Here is a 21,512-nt window from a genome sequence, read left to right as displayed (position 1 = left end):
AGGCGTTGCTCCCCTTCAACAAGGCCGACGTTACGGGCCAAGTGAAGGGGCGCCGCGCCATAGCGCTCTTACGAGAGGATTGCCGCGATCCCTGCGCGCGCGATTTGCACATCCTGCTCCGATTTGACGCCGGATACGCCGACCGCGCCAACGAAATCGCCCTGAACAACAATCGGGACACCGCCTTCCAACATCGCCTGCAACGCCGGGGCCGACAGCATCGACACTCGGCCGTTGAGGATGAGGTCCTCATAGACCTTGGACTCCCGGCGCCCCATGATCGAAGTGACGGCCTTGGCAGGAGCCATATGCGCGGAACTTGCCGCAGCCTCGTCCAGCCGCTGCAGGCCAAGGAGGTGGCCCCCGTCATCGACCACCGCAATGGTCACGGCCCAGCCATTTGCCAGAGCTTCGGCCTCCGCGGCGACCAGAATAGCTTTGACATCAGTGGCTTCTAGGCTGTTCTTCATCTTCATTAAACCGTATCCGTTCCAAACGCCGACATTCTGTGTCGGGTGTATCCGTGATGAGAGGTCAGCCCCATAGCAGGACCCATACGGCGATCGCACCGACATGGCGCCCTTGCATCGATCTCTTCCTCCGTCATCAACATATTCGACATTAAAGGTGCATCCACGGTGTCTATCAGCCAGCCTTCTTCGGTTTAAGCGGTCTAACCGCTGGCCCCGCGCCAGTGGTTCCTGATTTTCTCGGTAGGGATGTAAACATGACGGACAACACGTTCTCCCGGCGCGGACTGATCCGCGTCGGAGCCGGTGCCGCAGTTGCAGGGGTCGCGCTTGGCGCGGCCCCTGCAACTGCGGCGGCGAATGACCTGGCCCAGCGCAGGAAGCCGCTGGTCATCGGCCACCGCGGCTGTTCCGCTCTGCGGCCCGAGCATACGCTGGCCTCCTATGCCAAGGCCATCCAACAGGGTGCTGACTTCGTCGAGCCCGATCTGGTCTCGACCAAGGACGGCGCTTTGATCGCCCGCCACGAAAACAACATCGCCGAAACCACCAACGTCGCCGATCATCCCGAGTTCGCCGATCGCCGCACCACCAAGGTCATCGATGGACAGTCGCTTACCGGATGGTTTACCGAAGACTTCACGCTGGCCGAGATCAAGACCCTGCGCGCGATAGAGCGGCTTGGTGCCATGCGCCCGGAGAGCAAGAGCTACGACGGGCAGTTTCAACTGCTCACGCTGGAGGAGATCGCCGATTTCGTGGCGGCAGAATCCGCCGCGCGCGGGCGCGCGATCGGTCTCATCCCCGAGATCAAGCACCCGACCTATTTCGCCAGCATCGGCCTGCCGCAGGAACAGCGCTTGCTCGACCGGGTGGCGCTCAGCCATTATCTTTCCACCACGCCGGTGATCGTCCAGAGCTTCGAGGTCGCCAACCTCAAATGGCTGCGCCCGCGCATCGGCGCCTACGCCAAGCTGCAACTGCTGCAGCTTACCGTGCCGATGGACATGAGCCCGCCTGACGTTACCGCCGCCGGCGGCAAGCTGACCTATAACCAGATGCATACCCCGGCGGGTCTAGCCGAAATGAAGACTTATGCCGACTGGGTCTCGCCTGTGCTTCAGGGCATCATCCCCTTCGGCGATGCGACCGGCAAGTCCGGGCCGCTGGGCAAACCCACCTCGCTGGTACGCGATGCACGCGCCGCCGGGCTGCTTGTCTCGACATGGACGGTTCGCCCGGAAAACCGCTTCCTGCCTACCGATTTCCAAGGCCCCGGCGGCGATGACGCACGGCAGGACAAGGGCTGCGTCGAACTGATGCGCCGCTACGTGGCGGCTGGCGTCGATTCTTTCTTCACCGACGATCCGGGCCTCGGCCGGGCAGCGGTCGACGGCATGGCCTGACAACGCAGTAATTTCAAGGAGGGTGGGTGCTGGCCCAAGCGCCAATGGGCGAGTAGGAAGACAATATGTTGAGATCCTTTCCCAATGAAGCAGATGGGGCCAACGCCAAATGGCTCGATCTTATGTCGCCCGATGACGGCGAGCGGGCCACCGTCGAAAAACGCTATGGTGTCCACCTTCCAGACCTTGGTGCGCTTCGGGAGATCGAATCTTCGAGCCGGCTGCGGGTAGACGGAAACGTGCTTTACATGAGCGCGCCTTTGATCACCGGCACTCACACGCAACATTGGGAGTTCGCTCCCACCGGCTTCGTTCTCACGCCTGACGTTCTGGTCACGGTACGGTACGCTGAGATCGCGCCGTTCGATACCGTGGCAGGTGAATTGCCGGATATCTCGCAACTGACCCCGGTTTCGGCACTGGCGACATTATTGGAAGACCTCGTGGACCGAGCGGCGGATCATCTTGAGCACGCCTCCGAGATCGTGGCACAAGTGTCTCAGTCTCTCTTTTTCGAGGAGGCGGCACGTCCCGGACTCAGCCGGGAAACGCGTAAAATCCGTCAGATCATGCGCGACATGGGGCAAGCGAGCGACCGCGCTTCGCGTGTGCGATACACGTTCCTGAGCATAGGGCGAATGGTCGCCTTCGTTCTTGATCGTTGCACGCCGAAACTCGACGAGGCGGTGCGGGACAGGTTTGATGCTATCCGCCATGACATCGCTTCACTCGATGAATTCGAGACAAGTCTCAGCGGGCGCATCCAACTCCTTCAAGACGCGGCAACGGCCTTCATCAGCATTGAGCAGAATGATGTCGTCAAGGTGCTCACAGTCGCATCGGTAGTGGGAATTCCGCCCGTCCTGGTCGTCGGCGTCTACGGCATGAACTTTCATAATATGCCTGAGCTGAATTGGCCGCTCGGTTACCCCTTCGCGATCATCCTGTGCCTGCTTTCCGCAATAATTCCTTTCCTCTGGTTCAAGTGGCGGGACTGGATTTAAGCCATTCAACCTTTATGCAAAAACGTGGCGGTCACAGACGGGGCGTCGATTTTCGGCTGATTTGCACCGTCTGGCTGGGCAAAATTGGCCTGCCATCAACTCTTGATTGCAGGCTTGATAGGCGAACTTTTCCCAACGGCCATTTACCCAACCAAAATGGTTGAGTATTCTTGCTTCCGGTCTTAGTTTCGTGGCGTCTCCAGTTCGCCGTCGCAGCGATGCGCAGGGCAACGGTCGAAGACCGCCTCGGGCGTAAAGAATACGGACAGGATATGATTATGCTGAAATCCCGCGCTCTGGTTCCCCTCGCCCTATGCTTCGCGATCGCCCTGCCCGGCTGCTCAGGCGGCGGCGGGCAGTCCGACAAGGTACAGATCACCAACGTCAGCTATGATCCGACACGCGAACTGTACGAAGCGATCAATCCTGCCTTTGCCGCCTACTGGAAGAAGAAGACCGGCAAGGACGTGACCTTCCGCATGAGCCACGGCGGCTCGGGCAAGCAGAGCCGCGCCATCATCGACGGTCTTGATGCCGACGTCGCCACCCTGGCCCTGGCCTACGATATCGACGCGATCGCTGACCGGGCCAAGCTCCTTCCGACTGACTGGCAGAAGGCCCTGCCGGATAATTCCTCGCCCTATACGTCGACGATCGTTTTCCTGGTCCGCAAGGGCAATCCCAAGGGTATCCGGGATTGGGCCGACCTGGTGAAGCCGGGCGTCGAAGTCATCACCCCCAACCCCAAGACCAGCGGCGGCGCGCGCTGGAATTTCCTCGCCGCCTGGGCCTACGGTCGCAAGGCAGGCGGATCGGACAAGGCCGCGGAAGGCTATGTGCGTAGCCTGTTCACGCATGTCCCGGTGCTCGACAGCGGCGCGCGCGGTGCAACCACCACGTTTGTGGAGCGCGGCATCGGTGACGTGCTGATCGCCTGGGAGAATGAGGCGCTGCTGGCCGAAAAAAAGCTGGGCGCGGGCAAGTTCCAGATTGTCGCCCCTTCCATCTCGATTCTTGCAGAGCCGCCGGTCGCGGTGGTGGCGAAAAACGCGCAGAAGCATCACACTGAAGAGGTTTCAAAGGCTTACCTCGAATATCTCTACACTCCCGAGGCACAGGTCGCCATCGCGCGCAACTTCTACCGTCCGAGCGCCCCCGAGATCGCCGAACAGTTCAAGTCCACCTTCCCGCAGATTCCTATGGTCACCATCGACAAGGACTTCGGCGGCTGGCGCGCCGCGCAGAAGACGTTCTTCGATGACGGGGGTGTATTCGACCGCATTTCCACGAAGAAGTGAGCCTTACCTAGTCATTATCAATAATCGAGCAGGCCCCTGCAGATGACCGCTTCTTCCGCCGCCGCCATGCGGCGCCGCTGGCGCCAACCATCCGTGCTACCCGGCTTCGGGCTGACATTCGGGCTTAGCCTGGGCTGGCTTACGCTCATCGTGCTGATCCCGCTGGCGACGATCTTCCTCAAGTCCGCCGGCATGGGGTGGGACCAGTTCGTCGCCGTCGGCCTTTCGGACCGCGCCCTGGCCGCCTACCGCCTGAGTTTCGGCACGGCGGCTGCGGCGGGCCTCGTCAATGCGGTGTTCGGGCTGCTCGTCGCCTGGGTGCTGGTGCGCTATACGTTCCCCGGGCAGAGGATCATCGGCGCTATCGTCGACCTGCCCTTTGCACTGCCTACCGCCGTGGCGGGCATCGCTCTCACAGCGCTCTATTCGCCGAGCGGCTGGGTGGGCCGCTTCCTCGATCCGCTGGGGATCAAGGTGGCCTTCACTCCGATCGGCATCACCGTGGCGCTCGTCTTCATCGGGCTGCCCTTTGTTGTGCGCTCGGTCGAACCGGTGCTGGCCGACCTTGGCAACGACGTCGAGGAAGCCGCAGCCACGCTCGGCGCCACCCGCCTGCAGACTTTTCGCCGCGTCATCTTCCCCGCCATTGCCCCAGCCCTCCTCACAGGTTTCGCGCTCGCCTTCGCGCGTGGGGTGGGCGAATACGGTTCGGTAATCTTCATTTCCGGCAACATGCCCGGTCGCACCGAGATCGCCCCGCTGCTGATCGTCACCCAGCTCGAACAGTACAATTACGACGGGGCCACTGCAATCGCCACCGTCATGATGCTCGTCTCCTTCGCGATCCTGCTCGCGCTCAACGTAGTGCAGGCTGCCGGTCGCCACAGGTACGGAGCATGAGCATGCGGCGCTCCACCACGGAAAGCCGCGCGCTGCAGATCGTTCTGATCGCCATAGCGCTGCTGTTCCTCGCCTTTTTCCTCGCCCTGCCGCTGATCGCGGTGTTTGGCGAGGCGCTCAAGGCGGGCTTCGGCCCATTTCTGGATGCCGTGACCGCGCCCGACGCACTGTCCGCCATCAAGCTGACGCTGCTGATTGCCGCGATCAGCGTCCCGCTCAACCTCGTGTTCGGCGTGGCGGCGAGCTGGGCGATCACCAAGTTCCAGTTCCGGGGCAAAAGCCTGCTGATCTCCATGATAGACCTGCCTTTCTCGGTCTCTCCGGTCGTCTCGGGCCTGATCTTCGTGTTGCTGTTCGGCGCCAGCGGCTGGGTCGGTCCGTGGCTTGCAGAGCATGACCTGAAGATCATCTTCGCGGTGCCGGGCATCGTCCTTGCCACCGTCTTCATCACTTTCCCCTTCGTCGCGCGCGAGTTGATCCCGCTGATGATGGAACAGGGTAAGGACGAGGAGGAAGCCGCAATCTCGCTGGGGGCAAGCGGCTGGCAGACCTTCCGCCATGTGACGCTGCCCAACATCCGCTGGGGCCTGCTTTACGGCGTGCTGCTGTGCAACGCACGCGCCATGGGCGAGTTCGGGGCCGTCTCGGTCGTCTCGGGCCACATCCGGGGAGAAACCAACACGATGCCGCTCCACGTCGAGATACTCTACAACGAATACGACTTCGTCGGCGCCTTCGCGGTCGCCTCGCTGCTTGCAGGCCTGGCGCTGGTGACGCTCATCGCCAAGACCGTGCTGGAGTGGCGCTTCAACCTTCACGGGAGTGCACGGCATTGATCCGGGTCCAAAACGTAACCAAGACCTTCGGCGATTTTGCGGCGCTTCATGGCATCGACCTGAAGATCAAAGCCGGTGAATTCGTCGCCCTGCTCGGCCCTTCCGGCTCGGGTAAGACGACACTGCTGCGTATCATCGCAGGCCTCGAATTCCAGGACGGCGGCGAAGTCCTGTTCGACGGCGAAGACGTCTCCAGTCGTTCGGTAGGTGAGCGCCAGGTAGGCTTCGTGTTCCAGCAATACGCGCTGTTCAAGCACATGACGGTTGCCGAGAACGTCGCCTTTGGCCTTTCGGTACGCCGCAAGGGCCGCCCGCCCAAGGCCGATATCCGCGCCCGTGCCGAGGAACTGCTCCGCCTCGTCCAGCTCGACGGGCTGGGCAAGCGCTATCCCGGGCAGTTGTCCGGCGGCCAGCGCCAGCGCGTGGCCCTCGCCCGTGCACTGGCCATCGAGCCGCGCCTCCTGCTGCTCGACGAGCCTTTCGGCGCGCTGGACGCCAAAGTCCGCAAGGACCTGCGTCGCTGGTTGCGGGGCCTCCACGAAACCATGGGGCTGACCTCGATCTTCGTCACCCATGACCAGGAAGAAGCCCTCGAACTGGCCGACCGCGTGGTGGTCATGGACCACGGTCGGATCGAGCAGGTCGGCACGCCCGAGCAGGTCTACATGGAACCTGCCAGCCCCTTCGTTTCGGACTTCGTGGGTGAAACAAACCAGCTTCCCGGCGGGATCCACGTGCGCCCGCATGACATCGAACTCGTCACCTCTGGCGGAATTCCGGTAGTGGTCGACAATGTTTTCCGGCGCGGTGGGAGCTGGCGGGTCGAGGGCCGGATCGAAGGACACGACAGGGTCGTCGAATTCGACGTCAACGCCGCCAACCCCGCACCAATGCTGGGTGAGACTGTTCAGATTCAGCCCTTGCGCGAACGCGAATTCCAGAAACACCCATCGTAATGCAATAGCGAGGAAATTGAAAAATGATCCTGCGCCCCAGCCAGTCTGAAACGGAAACCGATCCTGCTTTAGAGGAGAGCCTCGCCAATGTTCGTGAAGCGCTTAGCGGGATGAAGTTCGGCCAGATCGTATTGACCGTTCACGAAGGTCGTTTGATGCAGATCGACGTGACGCAAAAGCGGCGCTTCGGTCAAAAATAATACCAGAGCGGCAAAGCTCACACCTGCGCCTTGAGGGTGCGAGTTGCCAATGGTCGCCGTCTGAATCTGATCTTCACCGCACGCCCTGGATGCGCGGATTACCCGCCGCGCTCAGGAGCACTGAAAGCCTGAGGTGGCGTGGAGTGAAGAAATGCATAAATGCGGCGGCACCCAATAATTGGACGGAACAGTTGCCCTATTACGCGATGCCGGTCGCAAGCGGTCTCGGAATCTGCCTAAAATCCGATCGAGGCCAAGGCCCACTGGCGAAGCGGCGCAAAGAGCACAGCGAATAAGGCGAAAATCACGACAAGTTTGAACAGTGCGTGCGTGTGCAGCTTGCGCTCCATAGGATTCCTCTCTCGTTATTATTGAGATACGTGTAACACGAGATCGAAAGCTGGGAAGTCATCTTTTTTTTTGAGCAAAGGCATCTGCTGCTGCCCTTCTCCACCGCTCGACCTGCACCGGAGTGCCTTCCCGATGGAAATGCGGCAGGCTCCGTTCAAATCGGCACGGCTTTTTTGGGCTCGAAGCGGCCTTGCGCTGACGCCATTCGGCCCGACAGAATGAGCCATGATGCGCGAAGTCGATCGCTGGAGGTCTAGTCAATCGCCTGCTCACAAGTCAGCAGCGCCTTTACGATATCTGGTGCGATGACAATGACCTTCATTTCAGTCGTCACGTTGAGCCCGGCAATGCAAAGGCGACCACGAAATCGCCCGGGGTCGTGCCCATGTACATGTGGCCGCCCGCCGCGATCACCACGTACTGGCGGCCGCTCTTGCGCGATATGTAAGTGATCGGCGTCGCCTGTCCGCCTGCCGGCAGCCGACCGCGCCACAGCTCACGGCCGTTGGCAGTGTCGATCGCGCGCAGGTAATTGTCCAGCGCCGCGCCGATGAAGGTAACACCGCCTGCGGTGTTCGCCGAACCGCCAAGGTTGAAGGCGCCGGGCATGGGAATGCCGAGCGGGGCGGTGTCGGCAGTGGTGCCGAAAGTCCGGCTCCAGGCGATCCTGCCGGTAGTAAGGTCAACGGCGGCGATGTGCCCCCATGGCGGCGCCTCACAGGGAGTGCCCAAAGGCGAGAGCATCGGCAGCAGGCTGACGCCGTAGTTGGTCCCCACCTGCGGCAGATAGCCCGGCGCGTGCGAATCCTTTGCCAGTGCCGGCTTTTCGGTATCCGCGCCGTGGCGGAACAGGCGCACTTCCTGCGGGATCGCGGCGGAGTTCACGATCATCAGATTGCGCGCCGGATCGATGCTGACGCTGCCCCAGTTGAGCACGCCGAAGGTGCCCGGCCACTGGATCATGCCGCGTTCGGACGGCGGGGTGAAGTTGCCCGCATAATCGAGCGAGCGGAAGCGGATTCGGCACCACATCTGGTCGAGCGGGGTCGCGCCCCACATTGAGGCCTCGGTCAAAAGCGGCGGTGCGAAGGAGGGGAAGCCCTTAACATAAGGCTGGGTGGGGGAGTACCGCTCGCCCGGAATTTTGCCGCGGGGCACGGCCCGTTCCTCGACGCCGGTGAGCGATTTGCCGGTGCGGCGATCGAGGATGAAGATCTCGCCGCGCTTGGTCGGAGCGGCCAGGGCCGGCACCTTGCGGCCATCCACGGTGTAGTCGAACAGCACCGGCTGGGCGGGCATGTCGTAGTCCCAGATATCGTGATGGACGGTCTGGAAATGCCAGCGCACCCGGCCCGTCTTCACGTCCAGCGCGACGATGGAGCTGGCGTAGCGCTCCAGCATGGGGTTGCGGTGGGTGCCGACGTGGTCGGGCGTGGCGTTGCCGGTAGGCAAATAGACGAGGCCCAGCGCAGGGTCGGCGCTGAACACGCTCCAGGCGTTGACCGAGCCGCGGGTCCAACTCTCGCCGGGGCCTGGCATCGGTGCATCGTCGGGGCGGCCGCTGTCCCATGCCCAGAGCAGGCGGCCACTCTTGACGTCGTAGGCGCGCACGACGCCCGAGGGATCGTCCTTGGTGAAGTTGTCGCGCACGTAGGAGCCGAGTATCGCGGTATTTTCGACGATTACTGGCGGGGAGGAAGTGTAGGAACGCAGCGGGTCGACCTCGCCCAGCCCGGCATCGAGGTTGACGGTGCCTTTGTCGCCGAAGTCAGCGCAGGGCGCGCCGTTAACGGCATCGCTTGCCAGCATCCGGCCGTCGACGGTCATGCTGATGATCCTTTTGGCACACAGGCCCGTCGCGGCGGGGTCGGCGTGGTAGGAAACACCCCGGCAGTTGAGCATCTGGGCATTGCCGATTTTGGTGTGCGGATCGCGCAGCCAGACCTGCTTGCCGCTATCGGCGTCGAGGGCGAAGACTTTGCCGGTGGGGGAGCAGAAGTAGACCTTGTCACCGACCATGAGCGGCGTTGCCATGAACGAGATCGACTTGATTTCAGGGCGTTTGGCACGGGTATCGCCGGTCTGGAAGGACCAGACCTGCTCCAGCTTCGCGGCGTTGGCCGGGGTGATCTGCGTGGCAGGAGAATGGCGGGTGCCGGCTGAGTTTGCGCCGTAGGCCGTCCACTCGGCGCTGGCGGGATTCGCTGCCACCGCGACGACGGGGCCGCGCGCGGGGAGAACATCGAAGGTCGGGTTCATGGCGAACGTCGCGCCCAGCAGCAGCGCTGCTGCCGCGACCGCCGTGCCAAGCCCGAAGCGCGTCAGGGCGTCGGCTGCGCGGGTCATCCTTCGGCGGACCGGCGGGAGGGCCAGAATAGCGCCGATCACGGCCGGTCCTGCGACACGCGGCAGGAGTTGCCAGAACTGGCCGCCTACTTCCCAGCAGGACCACGCGATGGTGACCATCAACAAGGCGGCGTACAGCCACAATCCACGCCGGTCGCCGCGCCAGAGCAGCATGCCCGATGCGAGGCACGCGAGGCCCGCCGTCAGATAATAGGCCGAGCCGCCCAGCGTCAGCAGCTTTACCCCGCCCAGAGCCAGTACCGCGCCGATGGCGAGCAGCACCGTTCCCGCCAGCCAGCGCGGCCAGCCGGGCCCAACCTTCTTGTCGTTCATCCTCGCGTCCTCTCCCGGAACGGGACTGCGCCATTCAGCACATTGTTATTCATCATCCCCGCGTGCGAGGGGACGACCAGCCGCTACGTCTCGATCACCGCGATCGCAGCGCGGACATCCACCGTGTCGCCGCTATCGACTAGGATGCGCAGCAGGATGCCGGAAACCGGCGCGGGGACTTCGACCGTGGTCTTGGCAGCTTCCACCTCGACGAGGTTTTCGCCTTCCTCGACACGCTCGCCCACTTGCTTAAGCCAGCGCACGATCTCACCGTCCTGCATGCCCATGCCGTATTGCGGCAGGACCATCGTGAATTCAGCCATGACGGTCTCCTCAGGCGGGCTGTGGCTGCGGCGCAGGTGCACCGACCAGACGGCGAGCCGCATCCATGATCCGCTCGATCGAGGGATAGAGCGGCTTTTCGATGTGAGGGCTGAACGGCAGGTGGGTGTCGGGCGTGGTCACCCGTACCACCGGGGCACGCAGGGCTTCGAATGCCTCTTCAGCGATAGTGGCGGCGATCTCGCTGGCGGCGGAGCAAGTCTTATGAGCCGGGTCGACGCAGATTGCGCGGCCGGTCTTGCGCACCGAGCGGAGGATGATATCGCGGTCGAGCGGCACCAGCGTGCGGGGATCGACGACTTCCACTGAAATGCCTTCCGCTTTCAGCTTTTCCGCAGCCTTTAGTGCGATGTTCACCGCGCCCGCGATGGCCACCACGGTCACGTCGGTGCCCTCGCGCTTGACCTCGCCCTTGCCGAGCGGGATGACGAAGTCGAGGTCGTCGGGGACTTCGGACTTGACCATCCAGCAGGTCGAATCCTCAAACGACATCACAGGGTCGTTGTCGCGGATCGCGGCTTTCAGCAGGCCCTTCATGTCATGCGCATTGGATGGCGCGATGATCTTCAGCCCCGGCATGTTCATGAACATGGAATAGGGTCTGTCGGAATGCTGCGCGGCGTTGGAATTGCCGTAGAACAGGCACGAACGTATCACGAGCGGCAACTGCGCCTGGCCGCCGTAGATATAGCGCGACTTGGCGATGATCGAACATATCTGGTCCATCGCCGGGAACAGGAACGAGGAAATCGTGGCGTCCACGATGGGCCGCATCCCCACCATCGCCGCGCCGCCCGCTGCGCCGATGAAGCCGTTTTCCGAGATCGGCGTGTCACGCACACGCTCCTCGCCGAAACGCTCGACGAACCCGGTGGTGGTGCCGAAGACGTTGCAGCGAATGTCCTCGCCCATGATGAAGACTTTGGAATCGCGCTCCATTTCCTCGGCCTGCGCCTGATATATGGCTTCCAGGTAAGTGATCTTGGCCATTTTTCCGGCTCCTTCTTCAGGCGTGTGCACGTACATCGTCAGGGATCGGCAGGCGATCGACGAAGACGTGGTCGAAGGCCTCTTCGAAGGCCGGGTATGCGCTTTCGCGGGCGAAATTCAGGGCATCAGCAACTTCCTCGGCCACCTGAACGTCGATCGCATCGAGATCTGCACCGGAAACGCCGTCCTCGACCAGCCGGGCACGATAGAGGACGATGGGGTCGCGCGCCAGCCACTCGTCATGTTCCGGCCCGCGGGGGGTGAGATCGCGGCCCATGTTTACGGCGTGGTCGGCGTAGCGATAGGTCTTTGTCTCGATGAGCGTCGGCCCCTTTCCGGCGCGTGCGCGGTCGACGGCTTCGCGCACGGCGGCTTCCACGGCGTCCACGTCCTGCCCGTCGACGATGATGCCGGGGATGCCGTAACCGTGGGCGCGGTCGGCGACATGAGCGCCCGCGACGCCCGCAGCGGTGGGTGTCGACATGCCGAAGCGGTTGTTTTCGCACACGAAGATCGCGGGTAGTTTCCACACGGCGGCAAGGTTCATGCCTTCATGGATCGCGCCTTCGCTGGAAGCTCCGTCCCCGAAGAAACACAGCGCCACGCGGTCCAGTCCCTGCAGCTTGGCGCCGAGCGCTGCCCCTGCGGTGACCGGGCCGCCCGAACCGACAATGCTGGTTTCCCCCAGGCTGCCCATCGAGAAGTCCGACAGGTGCATCGACCCGCCTTTCCCCTTGCAGATCCCGGTCACCTTGCCGAGCAGTTCCGCCATCAGCGAGCGCAGCTTCGCGCCCTTGGCGATCGGGTGGCCGTGACTGCGGTGAGTGCCGACCATGTAGTCGTCGTCGCGCAGGGCCATGCAGGCGCCCACGCCCGAGGCTTCCATGCCGGCGTACGTATGCAGCGCGCCGGGGATTTCGCCCGCCGCATGGATAGTTTCGGCGCGGGTTTCGAACTGCCGGATGCGCTGCATGCGCCGGTACTTCTCAATCCTGCGGTCGTTGTCGCCAATGGCGGTCATGACAGATCCTCTCTCAGTGGACGGGTGCGGGCTGGGGAGCGGAGACGGCCTCGAAAAGTTCGAGCGGAGCCGCATACATCGGTTCGGGAGCGCCAGCGGTGATCGCGTAGACGTTCTCCATGTGGCAGGGGCCAAGCTTCGCGCCGAAGTAGAGACTGTCGAGCGAGATCAGCATGTTCTCCTCCATCACGAAGCCTTCCTTCACCCCGGCAAGCCCGGCGGCGGGGAAGGCCAGCGGAATTTCCAGCGGCATCAGGCCGATGCCGTGGGCGACCACCAGCAGCTTCTCGGGCGTGGCGACGCCGTGGGCCTTCAGGTGTTCGTATCCGATCGCGGGCAGGCTGGCGGTGGAGACGCCGGGCCGCAGCGCATCGACCATTTTGAGAAACGCATCGCGCAGGATGTCGTGCTGGCGGCGGTATTCCGGGCTGGCCTTGCTGACCACGGCGGTCCGGTTGATGTCGACCCAGAAGCCGTCGTAGATGCCCTGCGTTTCCAGGATCACGATGTCGCCGCTGCGAAGCGAACGGTTGCCCCGGGTGCGGAACAGGTCGGGGATGAACTCGTCCGCCTCGTAAGCGCCGCCGAACAGCATGGCGCCTTCGTCCACCGGGATGACTTCATTGCGGACCATGAAGTCGCAGATGCGCGCCTGCACGTCGTTCCAGTCCGCGCCTTCGTGGAGCAGCGATCCGGCGTGGGCGATGATCCGGTCGGCCAGTTTGCCCAGCTTGCGATAGCGCGCCAGTTCGCCGGGGGTCTTGACCACGCGCACGCGCATCATGAAGTCGAGCACGTCGCTGTATTCATGGGGCACCGCGCCTGCGATCCGCGCCGAAACGCGGTGTTCGTCGAAGCCTACGCGCCCGCCCGCCATGCCGTGATCGGCGAGCGCCGAGGCAATCGCGGCGGCCACGTCGGGCTGGCAGGTGCCGGCGATGGCGGCCACCATGTGCCCCGCATCCTCGGCCAGTTGGCCACCGTTGCGGTCCGGGTCGATGTAGCGGCTGACTTCGCAGAAGTTGAGCATGTCGAACGTGCGCACTTCGGCGAAAGTGCAGGCGTCCTCGTCCTTGTTGAGCACGGCGACGAGGCCCAGGTTCGCCTCCGGGATCACCAGCGTCAGCGGTTTGGTGGGATCGGCATAGACGATGGCCGCCGCCATCGGCTCCATCTGCTGCCAGCGTTCGAGGATCGAGTGATAGCCCGTCGCATAACGCACGTCATGCGGGTGGCTGAGGACCACCGCGTCCAGCCCCTCCCCCGCCATCATCGAGCGCAGCCGGTCGGCACGCGGGTTCGAAGGTGCGGTCATGCCGCCTCCTCCAGCCCCTCGTTGGCGACGTTGGAGACGACTTCACCCTTCGCCACGTCGCGCAGGAATTCGTGGTTGAGGATGAAGCGGATTTCGCCCGCATCGTCGGTGAAGGCGACGGCGCCGTGGCCCATGAACAGGTACTCGGTCACTTCCTCGCAGCGCGCCTCGCTGTGACGAGATCCGATCGGTTCGTAGCCATAGGTGCCGACGGGCGCCGAGCCGACATCGTAGATCAGCTCGCCCTTGGTGACGAAGTACTGGCCGTGGCCGAGATGCCAATGGGGGGCGAAGGTGGCGCCTGGCTCCATGTGGACCCACAGCACCCAGTCGCCGGTTTCCTCGCTATAGCGCAGCAGGCGGATCGTGGTGCCAACGCCCAGCGCGACTTCGTGGCAATCGTTGATGTTGACGATGAGGTCGCCGAGTTTTCCGGGTTCGTGCAGAACAGTCATGGTTGTCTCCTCTTCCCAAATTGAATGTTGCCTTGGACAATCACATCGTGGCGGTGAGCCCTTCGTCCGCCGGGATGACGGCGCCGTGGACACAGCTCGACTTGTCATCGAGCAGGAAGCAGACCAGTTCGGCGATCTGCACAGGCTCCATGAAGAACTTGCGGCGCGGACTGGGGTGGCCGTCCATCAGCGCGGCGATGGCCTGCTCGCCCTCGGGCGTGCGCAGGTTCGCGGTCAGCGGGGTCGCCACCGCGCCGGGGCACACGCAGTTGATGCGGATGCCCTTGGGGCCAAGTTCCGCCGCCAGCGTGCGAGAAAGCATCGCTACGGCCGCCTTGGAAGCGCTGTAGGCACTGTCGCCCGCGCGCCCCGCCACGCCGCTGACCGAACCGATGAAGACGATCGCGCCGCCGCCCGCCTCGATCATCGCCGACAGCACTGACTGCGTAACGTAGAAGGTACCTTTGAGGTTCACGTCGATATGCCGGTCGAACAGCGAAAGCGGGCTTTCAGGCACTGGATTGGGCGCCCAGATCGCGGCGTTGTTGACCAGCAACGTAACCGGGCCAAGCGCGCCCTCGATCCCGCGCACGGCATGCGCAACAGCCTCCGCATCGGCGATGTCGACATGGACGGCGTGGTCCAGAGCGCCGCTGGCGACTTCCTTGTCGAGGTCTGCCTGCGCGGCATCGGAGAGCACCGCCACCTTGGCCCCCGCCTCGTGCAGGAGCTTCGAGACGGCGGCGCCGATGCCGCTGGTGCCGCCGGTGACGATGGCGACTTTTCCTGCAAGATTGCTCATTGCGCGGTGAAACCTCCGTCCACGATCAGTTCCGAGCCGTGCATGTAACCGGCCTCATCCGAGGCAAGGAAACGCACGGTCTTGGCGATGTCGATGGGGTCGGCCATGCGCCCGATCGGGTGCGCGGGGGCCAGACCGGCGGCGGCTTCCTCGACGCTGGCGGCGAACCCGCTGTCGACGATGCGCTGGAGGATGTGGTCGACCATGCCGGTCTTCACGCCGCTGGGGTGCACGGAATTGACCCGGACCTTGTAGTTCAGCGCCGAAAATTCCATCGCGCAGGCTTTCACGAACAGCGCCACCGCGCCTTTCGATGCGCAGTACCCGGTATGTAGCGGCGAGCCGATCTTGCCCGCGACCGAGGATATCACGACGATGGACGCACCGTGAGGCAAATCCTCGCCCGAACGCTTCATCAGGCCGATTGCCGACTTGGTGCCCAGGAATACGCCGTCAACATTGACCGCCATCTGTTTGCGCCACTGCTCAAGCGTGGTGTTCTCCATCTTCTCGACCACGACGATGCCGGCAACGTGGATCAGCGTATCAAGCCGCCCGTAACGTGCCTCTATCGCCGCGATAACCGCCTGCCACGATGCCTCGTCGGTGACGTCAAGCTGGTAGTATCCCCAGTCAGGCTGGCCTGCGCTCCATTCGCCGGGCAGGTCAGCGCCGACGACCACTGCCCCCGCTTCCCCCAGCGAACGGGCAATTTCGCTGCCGATGCCGCCGGTGCAGCCGGTGACAAGGGCGATGCGTCCTTCAAGCGAGGCGATCATGCGGGAACTCCTGTGAAGGCCGCTTCGCCAAGATGGTCGAAGCAGCGGATGTCGGGATCGCCGTCGAGGCAGGCATATCCGTCGGCGGACATGGCGACGTGATAGGGACGCAGCGCGTGCTCCTCCTTCGCCTCCATCGTGGTGAAGAATTCGGTGAACACGAAGGCATCGGGGTCGTCCTGCGATTGCAGGACCTGGAACAGCAGGGTATCCGGCTCGTTCGCCCGCACGTCCTTCTGGAGCTGCGTCGTCAGTTCGATGAAGCGCTGCGTCTTGTCCGGTTTTGTGCGGACATGCATAATGACTGCAATCACTTGAAGGACCTTTCGTCATGTGGGGGGAAATGCTGGCCGAGGCGGCGCAGGCCGCGCAGGGACCAAACCCTGCGTCCGCCCGGCCGCTGGTCGAACGCCTGCTCACCGCGAAACCCGGCGACGCCGATGCACTGACGCTGGCGGGGATAGTCGCCCAGCGAACCGGGCGCATGGAGGATGCGCTGGACGCCTTTCGCGCCGCGCGCGATGCCGATCCGCTCGATGCCGGACGGCACCAGAACCTGGGCGTGGCGCTGAAAAATGACGGCGCCTACGAGGAAGCCCTTGCCGCCTTCGCCGCCGCGCTCGATCTGCGTCCCGGCCACGATGCCACGCTGGCGAACCTCGGCTCGTGCCTGATCGCGGCGGGCCGCTGCGAAGATGCCCTCAAGGTCCTCGCCGCAGCGGGCGACAAGCCCGATGCGCTGAACAACATGGGCGTGGCGCTCGCCCGTGTCGGCCGTCACGATGAGGCGGCGGCGCGCTACAACCGCTCGCTGGCCTTGCGCCCGGGGCACCTCGAAACCGCGCTCAACCTGATCGATGCGCTGGCCGCCAGCGGCAGACGGGACGAGGCAGAAAATCTCGTGCGCCAGGTGCTGCGCGCCCAGCCCCGCAATTTGCGCGCCGCGAACCAGTTGGGGCTGATGCGCGAAAGTGCTGGCGATTTCGCCGGAGCGGTTGCCGCACTGCGCGGTGCTTTCGATCCTGCCGCGCCTAACCACGCGCTCGGCATCAACCTCGCCCGCGTGCTGATCCTCGCCGGTGAGGGGGAGGACGCGCTGGGCGTCTGCGGCACGCTGGCCTCGACGCAGCCCAGCGTCACGACGCCGCTCGCCCTGAGTGTCGCTGCGTTCGAACGGCTCGGCCATGTCCGTGAGCGCGACGCCATGATGGCGCTCGACCGCTTCGTGTCGGTCCATGATATCACGGCCGCGCCGGGCTTTGCCGACATGGCGCAGTTCAACGCGGCGCTGGTGGCAGAACTGCGCGCTCATCCATCGCTGACCTTCGAGCCGGAGGGTCTCGTCACCCGGCAGGGCCGCCTGAGCGGCGACCTTGCCGATGCCGAAACCCCTGCGCTGCGCGGACTGGCCGGCATCGCCAAAGAGCATCTCGCGGCGGCCCTCGCCGGGTTCGCCGCCCAGCCTGCCGACCACCCTTTCCTGCGCGCCATGCCCGCAGACTGGAACCTGACGCTGTGGGGTACGATCCTCCAGCCCGGCGGCGAAGTAGGTCCCCACATCCATGCGCCGAACTGGCTTTCGGGCGTCTACTATCCCGCGTTTGAGGGCGATGACGGCGCCTTCGCGATCGGCGTACTTCCCGGTGAACTGGGCGGCGGCGGCACTCCGGTCATCAAGTCCCCGCGCGCCGGGCGCATGATCCTGTTCCCCTCCTACCTGTGGCACGGGACTCTGCCCTTCAGAGGCGAGCAGGAACGCATCAGTTTCGCCTTCGACCTCGTGCCCGCAGGCGTGGGCAAGCCGCACAAGCTTCGCTGACCCCGCTTCCCCCCGAAGCAAGCACAAGGGCTGCTTCGGGGAGAAACCCGCAAGGGAGAGGCAAGGGGAAGCCGGCGCAACCATCGCTCAGAACTTCGCCGAGCCTTCGATGCCGAAACTGCGCGGCGGGGCGTAGTTGGTGAAGTTGAACAGCCCCGCAACCGAGTTGGCTGAAACGCGGTATACCTGATCCAGCAGGTTGCGCCCGAAGATGGCGACCCGGTAACGCTCATCCGGATCGGTCCAGCCAATGCTTGCGCCCACCAGAGTACGGGCCTCACCTTGCGAATAGCTGGCGTTGAGCGTCGTGGATTCGAACTGCGACTGGTAGTTGATATCCGCATTGAGCGAGATCGTACCGAAATCTGCAGGCGGAAATTCGTAGTGCGCATTGGCCCCGGCGGTCCACTTGGGCGCGCCGCGCAGTTTCAGATATGATGCATCCTCGTTGATCCCGTCGCCGTTCACGTCGGTGATGAACTTGAGGTACTTGGCCTTCTGGTAGCCCAGCGAAGCACCCAGCGTCAGGCCCGGGATCGGTGCGGAGGAAATCTCCAGTTCGATGCCCTTCACCTCGGCCTTGCCGGCGTTGGTAGTGCGGGTTTCCTGGCCCGGCAGGCCCGTGATCGGATCGACGAAAGGCACCACCGCGTCGCGCTGCAGATCGTTGTACTTCACATAGAACGCCGCGAAATTGACTCGCAGCTTGCGGTCGGCGGTTTCGGTCTTGAAGCCCAGTTCGAAACTGTCGGCCGTTTCTTCCTTGAACGGCAGCGCCGATGTGGCGGACATCGCCTGCTCGTTGTAGCCGCCCGACTTGTAGCCCTGGCTATAGGTGAAGTAGTTGTTGATGCCCGATGCGATTTCCCAGCGGTAACCAGCGCGGATGGTCGGCTTGCTGAACTTGGCGCTGTCGCTGTATTCGGGCCAGAACCCGGTGGCGATGGTCGAACGGCGCACCTGCGGGCGGACCGAGAAGTCCTTGCTTTCCTTGGTATAGCGCGCGCCCAGAAACACCGAAAACGGATCGGCGACCTTGTACTCCGCCTCACCGAACACCGCGTAGCTGTCGACCTTGTAGTTCGCGGTGGACTGGTTCGGATCGGTCAGCGCGGTGGCATCGCCCAGGAAGCGCAGGAAACCGAGGAAGCTGGTCGCATTGGCGTCCAGCGTCTGGCCCCAATACATGGCGCCGGCGGTGAACTTGATGCTGTCCGAGAAATCGGAACTGAAGCGGGCCTCCACGCTGTACTGCTTCCGTGTGTCCTCGCGGGTGGAGACGAACAGGTAGGCGTTTTCGCCGGTATAGTCCGAGGGCAGTTCCGAACGCACCCGGCGCCAACCGCCGACTACGGTGATCGTGCCGGCGCCGTCCATGGAATGCTCGCCGCGCAGGAATACGCCGTCCACGTCGACGCGGTGACCGTCGAGCGTACCGACGCAGGTCGGCGCGCTGGAGGAGCCTTCGCACAGGGTCGTGCCTGTCTTGAACGGGCTTTGGCCGGTGGTCTGAATGCCGGGGAAGCCGACTTCGGAGATGAGGAAGCCGGGAGGCGTTTCGTTGACGGATGGCGGGCTATCACCGCGATCGCGCAGGAGTTCGTAAGTCAGCATCAGGTTTGTGTCGTCGGTGGGTTCCCAAAGCAGCTTGGCGCGGCCGCTGAAGTAGCGGCTGCCGCCCCAGCGCTGACCGCGTCCAGGCACGCCCTCGAAACCGTCGACCGAATTGTTCTTGGTCAGGCGGTAATACCCATCGCTTTCCTGGAACGATCCGGCCGCGCGGAAGTACAAGTTTTCCGCCAAGGGAATGTTGATCGAAGCCTTCACGTCCTTGGTGTTGAAGCTGGAGTAGCCAAGGCGGACTTCGGCGCTGAAGCCGGGCTCCGGCTTCTTGGTGATGACGTTGACGACGCCGCCCACGGTGTTCTTGCCGAACAGGGTGCCCTGCGGTCCGCGCAGGACTTCGATGCGCTCCACGTCGAAAAGGTCGAACAGCTGGGTCTGGACGTGGGCCAGCACGAAGTCGTCGACGACTACGCCGACAGCCGGTTCGAACGTCAGGATGATGTCGCCGGTGGACTGCCCGCGAATGCCGATCGCGGCGGCGTTGAAGCCCGGAACGTTGGTGATGACCACGTTGGGAACGTCGCCGGCCAGGGCGCGGATATCGTTGGCGAACTTGTTTTCGATCGCCGCCTCGGTGAAGGCCGAGACTGCCACCGGAGTATCCTGAATGGATTCCGAAATACGCCGCGCGGTCACGACGATGTCTTCAAGGCCGGTCGACTGGCCCGACTGGCTCGTGCCCTGCGGCTGGGGCGCTGGAGCCGGTGCGGCCTGGGCCAGGGCAGTGTTGCTGACGCTTGTCAGCAGCCCCGTGACGAGCAGTTTGCAGACGCAATTCAGGTGTGACTTGCCGATCATGGTCTTCCCCTCCGAACCGACTGCCTTTTTCTGATGGGGCAGTTCGAATCACTGCCGACGTTTTCGTCCGGCTCGTATAAATGAGTGCAGATGTTCATTTTTGTGAAGACAAAAAATACAATCATGTATGATTTATTTTATCGCAGTGCAGCGGCGGATGGACGAAGGGATTGCTTCGAAGAACCGCAGGCCTCTAGAATTTCTAGAGAATAGTGAGGGAAGGAAGATGCGTGGGGAACTTGCTGCAGTGCAGGAGATGACGGCAGAAAAAACGACCCCGAGTCGGCGCCGTTACACCAGTCCGGCGATGACGGAGCGCCGGGCGCGCATCGTCGACTCCGCGCACCGCATCCTCGGCGAAGGGGGCGTTGCGGCGCTGACCATCCGCAGGCTCTCTGACGAAGCAGGCGTGGCGCAGCGCACGTTGTACCGCCTGTTCGGCGACAAGGACGGCGTCATCAGCGCAACGGTGGTCGACCGCATGGTCGAAGTGCGCGAACACATTGCGCGGCGGAACCACATCTATACGCTGCCTGTGGTCTTCCGCGAACTGGACTGGATGGTCAGCGAGCTGGACCGCGACAGCCTCTACGCCCGTGTCGTCATAGATTTCGTCTTCGCGCCGGAGATACGGACTCTGGAGGTCCGCGAATTGACCTCGGTGGCGCGTAGCCGCTTCATCGGCTGGCTGGAGCACCAGCGCAGCAAGAATAGCCTGCGCGGTGATCTCGACGGCGAGGCTCTGGTCGAGGCGCATGTGATGCACGAATTCCTCGTCTACCGACGCTGGTCGCTGGGGCAGTGCGGGTCGGACCAATGCCGCCTCGAACTGCATGCCTGCTTCCTTCAGAGCGCCTCGCTGGTGCTGACGGGAGAGCTGCGAGAGACCTATCTGGCCAAGCTGGTGACGATCCAGAAACGGATCAGACGAATGCGCAAATAGCCTGAAAAACGGGCTGATGACGGGAGAATTAACGGCAATGACGCTTGAAGATCTGACCGCGCGCGAGGCCATCCGCCAATTGCGCGTCGACTATTCGACCGCCTTCGACACGATGGACGAAGCCGCCGTGCGCCGGAATTGCACGGATGATATCGTCTGCGAATACCCCCTCGCCTTTGGCGGCGCTTACGAAGGCGTGGAGGCGGTGCTGGGCCTGTTCCGCGACAACTGGCGCCATTGCCGAGCGCCGCTGGAGACGCTGCACTACATCGCCAACCATTCGATCGAACTTACCGGCCCCGATACCGCGCACGGCCACTGCCTGTTGCTTGATCTCGTAACGCGCCAGCATGAGGGATCAGCCATCGTTACCAGGGGCGGAGAGGCCAATCCGCTGCTGCTGATCGGGCGCTACGATGACGTCTATGTGCGCCAGGACGGACAGTGGAAGTTCGCCCGGATTGCACTGACGATGTTATGGCCCAAACGCTCGGATTGAGACCGCAGATCGTCGTCCCGGAT

Annotated in this window: 21 protein-coding genes; 10 read left to right on the top strand and 11 right to left on the bottom strand. The window is 63.5% G+C overall.

Annotated features, from left to right (window positions below):
- Positions 1-68: 68 nt before the first annotated feature.
- Positions 69-476: a heme-binding protein gene (locus GVL61_RS08350; RefSeq protein ID WP_159978892.1), complete on the bottom strand. Its 408-nt coding sequence runs from the start codon at positions 474-476 to the stop codon at positions 69-71.
- 251 nt (positions 477-727) lie between these two features.
- On the opposite strand from GVL61_RS08350, the gene GVL61_RS08345 reads away from it, so the two are divergent.
- From GVL61_RS08345 to GVL61_RS08315, 7 genes are all read left to right on the top strand, one after another.
- On the top strand, positions 728-1,876 hold the full coding sequence (locus tag GVL61_RS08345) for a glycerophosphodiester phosphodiesterase (RefSeq protein WP_159978890.1): 1,149 nt from the start codon (positions 728-730) through the stop codon (positions 1,874-1,876).
- Between the two features lie 65 nt (positions 1,877-1,941).
- The gene (locus tag GVL61_RS08340; protein WP_159978888.1) at positions 1,942-2,880 is read left to right on the top strand and encodes a magnesium transporter CorA family protein; all 939 of its coding nucleotides are present in this window, start codon (positions 1,942-1,944) and stop codon (positions 2,878-2,880) included.
- A 278-nt stretch (positions 2,881-3,158) separates the two neighbouring features.
- A complete protein-coding gene (locus GVL61_RS08335) occupies positions 3,159-4,178 on the top strand; it encodes a sulfate ABC transporter substrate-binding protein (RefSeq protein WP_159978886.1) in 1,020 nt (339 codons plus the stop codon).
- Between the two features lie 66 nt (positions 4,179-4,244).
- Positions 4,245-5,078, top strand: coding sequence for a sulfate ABC transporter permease subunit CysT (cysT, locus tag GVL61_RS08330; RefSeq protein WP_235037591.1), 834 nt, complete (start codon positions 4,245-4,247; stop codon positions 5,076-5,078).
- A 2-nt stretch (positions 5,079-5,080) separates the two neighbouring features.
- The gene (cysW, locus tag GVL61_RS08325) at positions 5,081-5,914 is read left to right on the top strand and encodes a sulfate ABC transporter permease subunit CysW (RefSeq protein ID WP_159978882.1); all 834 of its coding nucleotides are present in this window, start codon (positions 5,081-5,083) and stop codon (positions 5,912-5,914) included.
- Positions 5,911-6,870: a sulfate/molybdate ABC transporter ATP-binding protein gene (locus tag GVL61_RS08320; protein ID WP_159978880.1), complete on the top strand. Its 960-nt coding sequence runs from the start codon at positions 5,911-5,913 to the stop codon at positions 6,868-6,870. The genes cysW and GVL61_RS08320 overlap by 4 nt, the downstream gene beginning before the upstream one ends.
- A gap of 23 nt (positions 6,871-6,893) precedes the next feature.
- Entirely contained in the window at positions 6,894-7,070 is a 177-nt protein-coding gene (locus GVL61_RS08315; protein ID WP_159978878.1) for a YezD family protein, read from the top strand.
- 681 nt (positions 7,071-7,751) lie between these two features.
- On the opposite strand, the gene GVL61_RS08310 is transcribed toward GVL61_RS08315, so the two are convergent.
- The 9 genes from GVL61_RS08310 to GVL61_RS08270 all read right to left on the bottom strand — a co-directional run bounded on the left by GVL61_RS08310 (position 7,752) and on the right by GVL61_RS08270 (position 16,118).
- Entirely contained in the window at positions 7,752-10,100 is a 2,349-nt protein-coding gene (locus GVL61_RS08310) for a membrane-bound PQQ-dependent dehydrogenase, glucose/quinate/shikimate family (RefSeq protein ID WP_159978876.1), read from the bottom strand.
- An 83-nt stretch (positions 10,101-10,183) separates the two neighbouring features.
- Positions 10,184-10,423: a biotin/lipoyl-containing protein gene (locus GVL61_RS08305; RefSeq protein ID WP_159978874.1), complete on the bottom strand. Its 240-nt coding sequence runs from the start codon at positions 10,421-10,423 to the stop codon at positions 10,184-10,186.
- Positions 10,424-10,433: 10 nt separating this feature from the next.
- Positions 10,434-11,432 carry an alpha-ketoacid dehydrogenase subunit beta gene (locus GVL61_RS08300; protein ID WP_159978872.1) on the bottom strand — a complete coding sequence of 333 codons (999 nt, stop codon included), beginning with the start codon at positions 11,430-11,432 and terminating at the stop codon, positions 10,434-10,436.
- Between the two features lie 16 nt (positions 11,433-11,448).
- Entirely contained in the window at positions 11,449-12,453 is a 1,005-nt protein-coding gene (locus GVL61_RS08295) for a thiamine pyrophosphate-dependent dehydrogenase E1 component subunit alpha (protein WP_159978870.1), read from the bottom strand.
- 13 nt (positions 12,454-12,466) lie between these two features.
- Positions 12,467-13,768 carry a M24 family metallopeptidase gene (locus tag GVL61_RS08290; protein ID WP_159978868.1) on the bottom strand — a complete coding sequence of 434 codons (1,302 nt, stop codon included), beginning with the start codon at positions 13,766-13,768 and terminating at the stop codon, positions 12,467-12,469.
- Positions 13,765-14,223, bottom strand: a complete 459-nt coding sequence (locus GVL61_RS08285) for a cupin domain-containing protein (protein WP_159978866.1) — start codon at positions 14,221-14,223, stop codon at positions 13,765-13,767. Before GVL61_RS08285 ends, GVL61_RS08290 begins: the two co-directional genes overlap by 4 nt.
- Before the next feature lie 40 nt (positions 14,224-14,263).
- The gene (locus GVL61_RS08280; protein WP_159978864.1) at positions 14,264-15,025 is read right to left on the bottom strand and encodes an SDR family NAD(P)-dependent oxidoreductase; all 762 of its coding nucleotides are present in this window, start codon (positions 15,023-15,025) and stop codon (positions 14,264-14,266) included.
- Complete coding sequence (locus GVL61_RS08275; protein ID WP_159978862.1) at positions 15,022-15,804, bottom strand: SDR family oxidoreductase; 783 nt, start codon at positions 15,802-15,804, stop codon at positions 15,022-15,024. Before GVL61_RS08275 ends, GVL61_RS08280 begins: the two co-directional genes overlap by 4 nt.
- Complete coding sequence (locus GVL61_RS08270; protein WP_159978860.1) at positions 15,801-16,118, bottom strand: putative quinol monooxygenase; 318 nt, start codon at positions 16,116-16,118, stop codon at positions 15,801-15,803. Before GVL61_RS08270 ends, GVL61_RS08275 begins: the two co-directional genes overlap by 4 nt.
- A 17-nt stretch (positions 16,119-16,135) precedes the next feature.
- Between GVL61_RS08270 and GVL61_RS08265 the strand changes: the two genes are divergently transcribed.
- A complete protein-coding gene (locus GVL61_RS08265; RefSeq protein ID WP_159978858.1) occupies positions 16,136-17,623 on the top strand; it encodes a tetratricopeptide repeat protein in 1,488 nt (495 codons plus the stop codon).
- Positions 17,624-17,710: 87 nt separating this feature from the next.
- Here the strand turns inward: GVL61_RS08265 and GVL61_RS08260 are convergent, their stop codons facing one another.
- Positions 17,711-20,047, bottom strand: a complete 2,337-nt coding sequence (locus GVL61_RS08260; RefSeq protein ID WP_159978856.1) for a TonB-dependent receptor — start codon at positions 20,045-20,047, stop codon at positions 17,711-17,713.
- Between the two features lie 226 nt (positions 20,048-20,273).
- Here GVL61_RS08260 and GVL61_RS08255 point away from each other — a divergent pair, with 226 nt between their 5' ends.
- Positions 20,274-20,990 carry a TetR/AcrR family transcriptional regulator gene (locus tag GVL61_RS08255; RefSeq protein ID WP_235037578.1) on the top strand — a complete coding sequence of 239 codons (717 nt, stop codon included), beginning with the start codon at positions 20,274-20,276 and terminating at the stop codon, positions 20,988-20,990.
- A 37-nt stretch (positions 20,991-21,027) separates the two neighbouring features.
- Positions 21,028-21,489 carry a nuclear transport factor 2 family protein gene (locus tag GVL61_RS08250; protein ID WP_159978854.1) on the top strand — a complete coding sequence of 154 codons (462 nt, stop codon included), beginning with the start codon at positions 21,028-21,030 and terminating at the stop codon, positions 21,487-21,489.
- Positions 21,490-21,512: the final 23 nt, after the last annotated feature.

Origin of the sequence: Novosphingobium sp. 18050, assembly GCF_902706195.1 — a bacterium.
In the GTDB taxonomy this organism is placed as follows: Bacteria; Pseudomonadota; Alphaproteobacteria; order Sphingomonadales; family Sphingomonadaceae; genus Novosphingobium.
The sequence above is the reverse complement of the archived record's forward strand: the minus strand, read 5'-3'. Positions and strand labels throughout refer to the sequence as shown.